Below are 6788 nucleotides of genomic sequence, written 5' to 3' on the forward strand. Positions count from 1 at the left end.
GGCTCCTTTATCTCGGATAACTGCATCGCTTGGATAACACTATCTCTTGGATAGCAGTGTCTCTCGAATAGCACCGTGATTCTTGTTTGAGTACAATCATCCCGAACGATCGGAGCGTTTTGTACAGAAAAATGTTCCTCCTTAGAAGATGACACAAGGGTCCCACATTGTCACAGCTCCCCATTGAAGCCGTTCTGCCTGAATTGCACACGGTGTTGCAGCGCCATCGTCAGCTCATTCTCAAAGCGCCTCCCGGTGCCGGTAAATCGACCCGTTTACCGCTCTCGTTGCTGGAATCCCGTGCCGTAAGCGGCAAAATTGTGATGCTGGAACCCCGCCGGTTGGCGGCCCGAAACATTGCGGCTTATCTGGCCACTCAGTTGGGGGAGAACGTTGGGCAGACCGTCGGCCTGCGGATGCGCGGAGAAACGAAGGTCAGTGCTGCGACCCGGCTGGAGATTGTCACGGAAGGGGTGATGACCCGCATGTTACAGCAGGATCCTGAATTATCCGGGATCGATCTGCTGATTTTCGACGAATTTCATGAACGAAGCCTGCATGCTGATACGTCGCTGGCGCTTGCGCTGGAAGTCCAGGAGGCGCTGCGGGATGACCTCAGGCTGCTGGTGATGTCGGCGACGCTGGATCATGAAGCCTTGCAGACTCTGCTGCCGGAGGCCGGATTTCTGGCATCTGAGGGGCGCAGTTTTCCGGTGGATTATCGTTATCAGAGTCAGGGAACGTCGGCCCAGCAAAGTCCCGGCGTGGCGACAGACTGGACCGGCAAGCAGATTCTGAAGTTACTGTCGGAAGAGTCAGGTTCCATGCTGGTCTTTCTGCCCGGTGCCGGTGAAATCCGCCGTCTGGCTGAGTGGCTTGAACCAGCGGCAGGGGCGGAGGTCATCATCGCGCCTTTATATGGTCAGCTGGATACACAGGCGCAGCAGCAGGCGATTCAGCCAGCGCCGAAAGGGAAACGCAAAGTGGTGCTGGCGACCAACATCGCGGAAACCAGTCTGACGATCGAAGGGATCCGGCTGGTGGTTGATACCGGCTGGGAACGGGTGTCGCAGTGGGATCCGAAAACCGGAATCAGCCGTCTGGCAATGGTGCGGATTGCCCGCTCGTCGGCCGAACAGCGTGCCGGGCGGGCCGGACGTCTGGAGCCGGGCATTTGTCTGCGCTTGTACAGCGAAGAAATGCTGAGCCGCCAGCCTGCGGTCCCGCAACCTGAGATTCTGCGCGCCGATCTGAGCCGTCTGGCACTGGAACTGGCCCAGTGGGGATGCACCAGCGCCGACGAATTACGCTGGCTGGATACACCCGCCGATGCTGCGATGCAGCAGGCCAGAGTGCTATTACAGTCCCTGGGCGCACTGGACGAACGGGGACAGCTGACCGCCAGAGGCCAGCTGATTCAGCAATCAGGCACCGAGCCCAGACTGGCTGCGATCCTGGCGCATGCCCGTGCTTTACCTGCATCGGCGCAGACGACCGCCGCGCTGCTGGTGGCCCTGCTGGAAGAACCGGCACGTGGTATCAGCAATCCGGATCTGGCTTATCAGCTGCATTTACTGGAATCCGACCAACTGCCCCGCAGCAAGTTATACCGTCAGCGGGCCAGACAGCATCTGGCAATGCTCCGGGATGGACTGGATTCTGCACCGGGCTGGCGTACAGACCGACGCTGGCTGGCGACGCTGATGGCAGCCGGTTTTCCTGACCGGATTGCGCTGTCCCGTGGGCAGGAAGGCCGTTTTCAGCTGGCGAATGGTCAGGGTGTCAGTGTTGATCATGAACAGCTTCTGGCGACGGAAACTGCACTGGTTGTGGCGGATGTCGTCAAGACCCGTCAGGGCAATAGCCGGGTGTTCACAGCCGTTGCCGCAGATATCGATCAGTTACGGGAAGATTTGCCACCCTTATTCCACGAGCGGGAATGGCTGGACTGGGATGATAAAAAAGGGCGGCTGGTCGCAGAAAAGCAATGCTGTTGTGGCAAGCTGGTGATTCAGCGAACACCCATGGCCGAACCTGATCCGGCCCGGGCCAGTGAAGCCCTGCTCAATGCCATCCGGCGTCAGGGGCTGGATGTCCTGCCGTGGAATGCCCGCAGTGAAAGTCTGCGAATCCGGGCCCGTTGTGCCGAAGATTGGCTCCCTGAACTGGCGTTGCCTGCAATGGATGATGCCAGTCTGCTGGCGTCTCTGGAAGACTGGCTGTTGCCCTTTATGACCGGTATCAGCACCCTAAAGGCGCTGGCAAATCTGGATCTGACGGCGGCACTGGAAGCGCATCTGGGATGGGCGCAGGCGAAGGCGATGGATCACGCGCTGCCGACTCATTATGAGGTGCCCACCGGTTCCCGGTATCCGATCCGTTACCAGCCGGGACAGGCGCCAGTGCTGGCGGTCCGGATGCAGGAGATGTTTGGTGAGCAGACGTCGCCCGTGATTGCCAACGGCAAAATTGCGGTGGTGCTGGAGCTGCTGTCTCCCGCCCAGCGGCCGCTACAGATCACCTCGGATCTGGCCGCATTCTGGCAGGGAGCCTATAAAGATGTGCAGAAAGAAATGAAGGGGCGTTACCCGAAACATGTCTGGCCGGATGATCCTGCCAGCCATGCGCCAACCCGAAAAACCAAGAAATTTATGTAAGCGCCGGACAGTGCAGAGACCCTGAACACAAAGATATCATGATGACCCAAGAGCCCAAGCGCCGTCAGGCAGCGCCGAAACCGCCCAGTGAGAAGAAACCGAGTCGCCGCAAACCTGCCGGGACGAAAAAAGCCCCGGCAAAACGTGGCACGAAGACCTCCTCGGGCAGTCAGCCAGCGAAGACTGCCGCAAAGAAAAAAGCCTCCGGCAGCCGTTTATCCCGGTTTGGACGCTGGATGTTTTTCTCCGCATTGAAGCTGGGTCTGGCGATTCTCGCCGTGGTCTTTGTGATGGGGATATATCTCGATACGCTGGTGCGGGACAAATTTGACGGCCAGCTCTGGGACCTGCCAGCCGTGGTTTATGGCCGGGTGCTGGATCTGCAGCCGGGACAGGCCATCACACTGAACGAAGTGCGCCGGGAACTGGACGCGCTGCAATACCATAAAGTCCGTACGCCGCAGCGGGCAGGGGAGTATTCGGCATCTTCCACCCGGATCGAGCTGATCCGCCGTCCGTTTGAATTTGAAGACGGTTATGAAAGCCAGCGCCATGTCATGCTGACCTTCGATGACAGCGGGCTGAGCAAGGTGTTCGATCTGGGACGGGAGAAGGCGCTGGGCTATTTACGGATTGAACCCAAGATGCTGGGCATGCTGGGCACCAAAGAAGGCGAGCAGCGGATCTTCACGCCCCGGAAAGAGTTCCCGGAAGTGCTGATTGACGCCCTGCTGGCGACCGAAGACCGGGATTTCTACCATCACAGTGGTGTTTCTCCGCTGGCGATATTGCGTGCGGCTGTGGTCAACTTGAGAGCCGGACGGACCGTACAGGGCGGCAGCACCCTGACGCAGCAGCTGGCGAAGAACATCTTTCTGACCCGTGAACGCTCCCTGTGGCGGAAAATTCAGGAAGCCTACATCGCAGTCATCATCGACTATCGCTACAGCAAAGACCGGATCCTCGAAGCCTATCTCAATGAAGTTTATCTCGGACAGAGCAGTGGCCGTGAGATCCATGGCTTCGGGCTCGGTGCCCGCCTCTATTTTGGCAGACCGTTGCAGGAACTGCGGATTGATCAGCTGGCGATGCTAGTGGGCATGGTCAAAGGGCCGTCTTATTACAACCCCTGGCGTCATACAGAGCGCGCCCGGGAGCGGCGGGATCTGGTACTGCGGCTGATGCTGGATCAGGACATTCTGACCGGCCAGGAATACGAGCAGGCGGCGACCCGCAAACTGGATGTTCAGAAACAGGCGGTGATTGCCAGTCTTCAGCCCGCCTATTTCCAGTTACTGCAGCGTGAACTGACGGAAAAAGTGGGCAACCGCTTTACCCCGGGTGTGGGCCTGCGGATTTTCAGTACCCTGGATCCGGTCTCTCAGCAGGAAGCGGAACGGGCCGTTGCCCAGTGGATCCCTGCGCTGGAGAAAAAAGTGGGCGGGGAGATTGAAACGGCCATGGTCGCGGTGGATCGCCATACCGGTGAAATCCGGGCCATGATTGGCGGCAGTCGGCCGGGATACGCCGGGTTTAACCGGGCGCTGGAAGGTCGTCGTCAGATAGGCTCGCTGGTGAAACCTGCGGTCTACCTGAGTGCGCTGCGTCAGCCGGAGAAATATACCCTGGCTACCACGCTGGATGACAAACCAATTTTGCTGAAAGGAAATCAGGGCAGTGAGTGGCGGCCGCAGAACTACGATCGGCAGTTTCGCGGTAAAGTGCCGCTTTACTACGCGCTGTCACGCTCGCTCAATGTACCGACGGTGAATCTGGGTTTAGACGTTGGTTTAGATAACGTCATCACGACATTGACGGAACTGGGCGTGTCAAAAGACGAAGTGCCCCGATTACCGTCGATCTTGCTTGGTTCTTTCACCCTGACGCCGTTTGAAGTCAGTCAGATGTTTCAGAGTCTGACCAGTGGCGGACGGCGTGCCGAGCAGACGGCACTGCGTTCCGTTGTCGACAGGCAAGGCAAGATGCTGTACCGCCATATTCCGTCCGGCCGTCAGGTCGTGCCGGAACAAGCCGCCTGGCTGACGACTTATATGATGAAGCAGGTTGTCAGTCAGGGGACGGGGCGCTATCTGCAGTCCCGCTTTGGCTGGGCCACGCTGGCGGGTAAAACCGGGACGACGGATGATACCCGTGACAGCTGGTTTGTCGGTGCTGATGGCCGGGAAGTGGTGACCGTGTGGATGGGCCGCGATGACAACAAACCGGTCAAACTGACCGGCGCCAGCGGGGCATTGCGTTTGTACAGTGGTTATCTGGAAAGACGTCAGCCTGAGCGTTTGCAGCTCAACTGGCCGCAAAAACTGAGTACAGTGAAATATCACCGGCTGTCAGACGGCACGCTGGGAATGGACTGCCGGGGTGAGCAATCCCTGCCGGTCTGGGACCCGACAGGGCAGCTGGCGGCGCAGTGCCGTGAAAGCAAGCCCGAGGGCTGGCTGAAAGATATGTTCAGCTGGTAGGGTGTGCTCCTGCCAGCGATGAGAACCTTGCTGAGTTGTACGGGATTTACTGTCCGTTTTCAGTTGACTGGGTTCTGCGGTCCGGATTTAGTTTTCCGGATCAAAGTAATAAGAAATCCGGGTCCGGGGGTTGAGATACTGACGGATTGGCTCGGGCAGCTTATTGGGCAGCAGAGCCCGTTCAATCGTCAGTTCACTTTCCTCCAGATCCAGAATCGGTGCTTCATTGGAAGGGACACTGGGCTCATAAAGCAGAATGTTCGGGTAGAGCAGGCGTTTGGCATTAACTGAAATGACCATCCCGACCTGCTGGTTCGACAACAGCACCACACTGCCCGGTGGGTAGACCCCCATCATCCGGACCATCAGCGCAATATATTCCTCGCTGTACTGACCTTTCTTATGCTTGAACAGGTAGGACAGGGCACTGTACGGAATTCTGGCCTTGCTGGGATCCATCGGATGGCAGAGATTGTCGTAGGCATTAACGACTGCCACCAGCTGGGCAAACCGGTTGATCTGGTGACCTTTCAGTCCCATCGGATACCCGCTGCCATCCATGAGCTCATGATGCTGGCTGAGGATAGGCTTCGCGGCGTCCGGAAAGTGCTCACTCAGTTCCGACAGTTCCAGGCTGTATTTCGGATGCAGTTTGAGGAAATTCGCCTCTGGCTCGGTGAGCGGGGTAATTTTCCGCAGGATATGGGTGGGAATTTTCTGTTTGCCGATATCGTGGAATAAAGCACCGATGGTGATCGTTTTAATATCGCTTGCAGACATCCCGTTGGACTTGGCAAGCAGCATCGACAGCACGGCGACGTTCATGGAATGGTAGTAAATATCTTCCGATTCTTGCGCGTCACTCATCAGATGCAGAGCCAGATTATCATTATCCAGCAGGGCATCCACCATATCACTCACCAGCTCTTTGGCATCCTGAAAAGCAGTGACCGGGCGGCTTTTAATTTTCTGCGAAATGGCGCGAAGCTGGGACAGGGAACGCTGAAAACTTTTCTCACATTGCTGGAGACTGCGTTTGTAGTTTTTCAGATGTTCAATCCGGCGTTGTTTCTCACGCCATAACCTGTCGGTATGCTTATGGATAAACCGGGCTTCCTGTTCGGAGATTTCCTTTGGCGGGCTGGCAACAGTTTCAGGCGGCAAAGGCGGGTTATCACTCTTATCCGGAAAGTGGAAAACGAATTTCAGACCCAGATTCCGGATCAGGCGGATTTGATGTTCATCCTTAATCTTAAAATGATTAAGCATGAAGGGATGCTCCGTCCATTGCAGCGGCAATTTGATATAAAGGCCTGGTGTTAAACACTCGGTAGGGAGTTTTACGTTTGTCATTACCTTATTCTGTACATTCGCTTTTCAGGCCGGCGATATACGGCATGCCCGGTTAATATCATGCTGTGACAGTGGGGCAGGGCAGGTGAGAATTGCCGTATCAGAGACAAGATTATTTATCATAATACTGACCTGAGATCGATTATTAAGAATACCGTCAGTAAAAAAATGGGCTTAATGTCGTGAAAAATTTGTAAAAGGAATATGGGTAAAAAAAACCTCGCGGGCGCGAGGTTTAAAAGATGGTGCCGACTACCGGAATCGAACTGGTGACCTACTGATTACAAGTCAGTTGCTC

3 protein-coding genes are annotated in these 6788 nt (G+C 56.5%); 2 read left to right on the forward strand and 1 reads right to left on the reverse strand.

Going from position 1 to position 6788, the window contains the following annotated elements:
- Window positions 1-167 precede the first annotated feature (167 nt).
- A complete protein-coding gene (hrpB, locus tag SPK40_RS18495; RefSeq protein ID WP_330961482.1) occupies window positions 168-2657 on the forward strand; it encodes an ATP-dependent helicase HrpB in 2490 nt (829 codons plus the stop codon).
- A gap of 41 nt (window positions 2658-2698) precedes the next feature.
- Entirely contained in the window at window positions 2699-5137 is a 2439-nt protein-coding gene (gene mrcB / locus SPK40_RS18500; RefSeq protein WP_442957591.1) for a penicillin-binding protein 1B, read from the forward strand.
- An 87-nt stretch (window positions 5138-5224) separates the two neighbouring features.
- On the opposite strand, the gene SPK40_RS18505 is transcribed toward mrcB, so the two are convergent.
- Entirely contained in the window at window positions 5225-6490 is a 1266-nt protein-coding gene (locus SPK40_RS18505) for an HD-GYP domain-containing protein (protein ID WP_248143965.1), read from the reverse strand.
- Between the last annotated feature and the right edge of the window lie 298 nt (window positions 6491-6788).

This window comes from Photobacterium sp. 53610 (assembly GCF_036409375.1).
Lineage (GTDB): Bacteria > Pseudomonadota > Gammaproteobacteria > Enterobacterales > Vibrionaceae > Photobacterium.

Coding starts and splice junctions, on each gene's coding strand:
- SPK40_RS18505 (WP_248143965.1), bottom strand. CDS start 6,490: ATGACAAACGTAAAACTCCCTACCGAGTGTTTAACACCAGGCCTTTAT.
- mrcB (WP_442957591.1), top strand. CDS start 2,699: ATGACCCAAGAGCCCAAGCGCCGTCAGGCAGCGCCGAAACCGCCCAGT.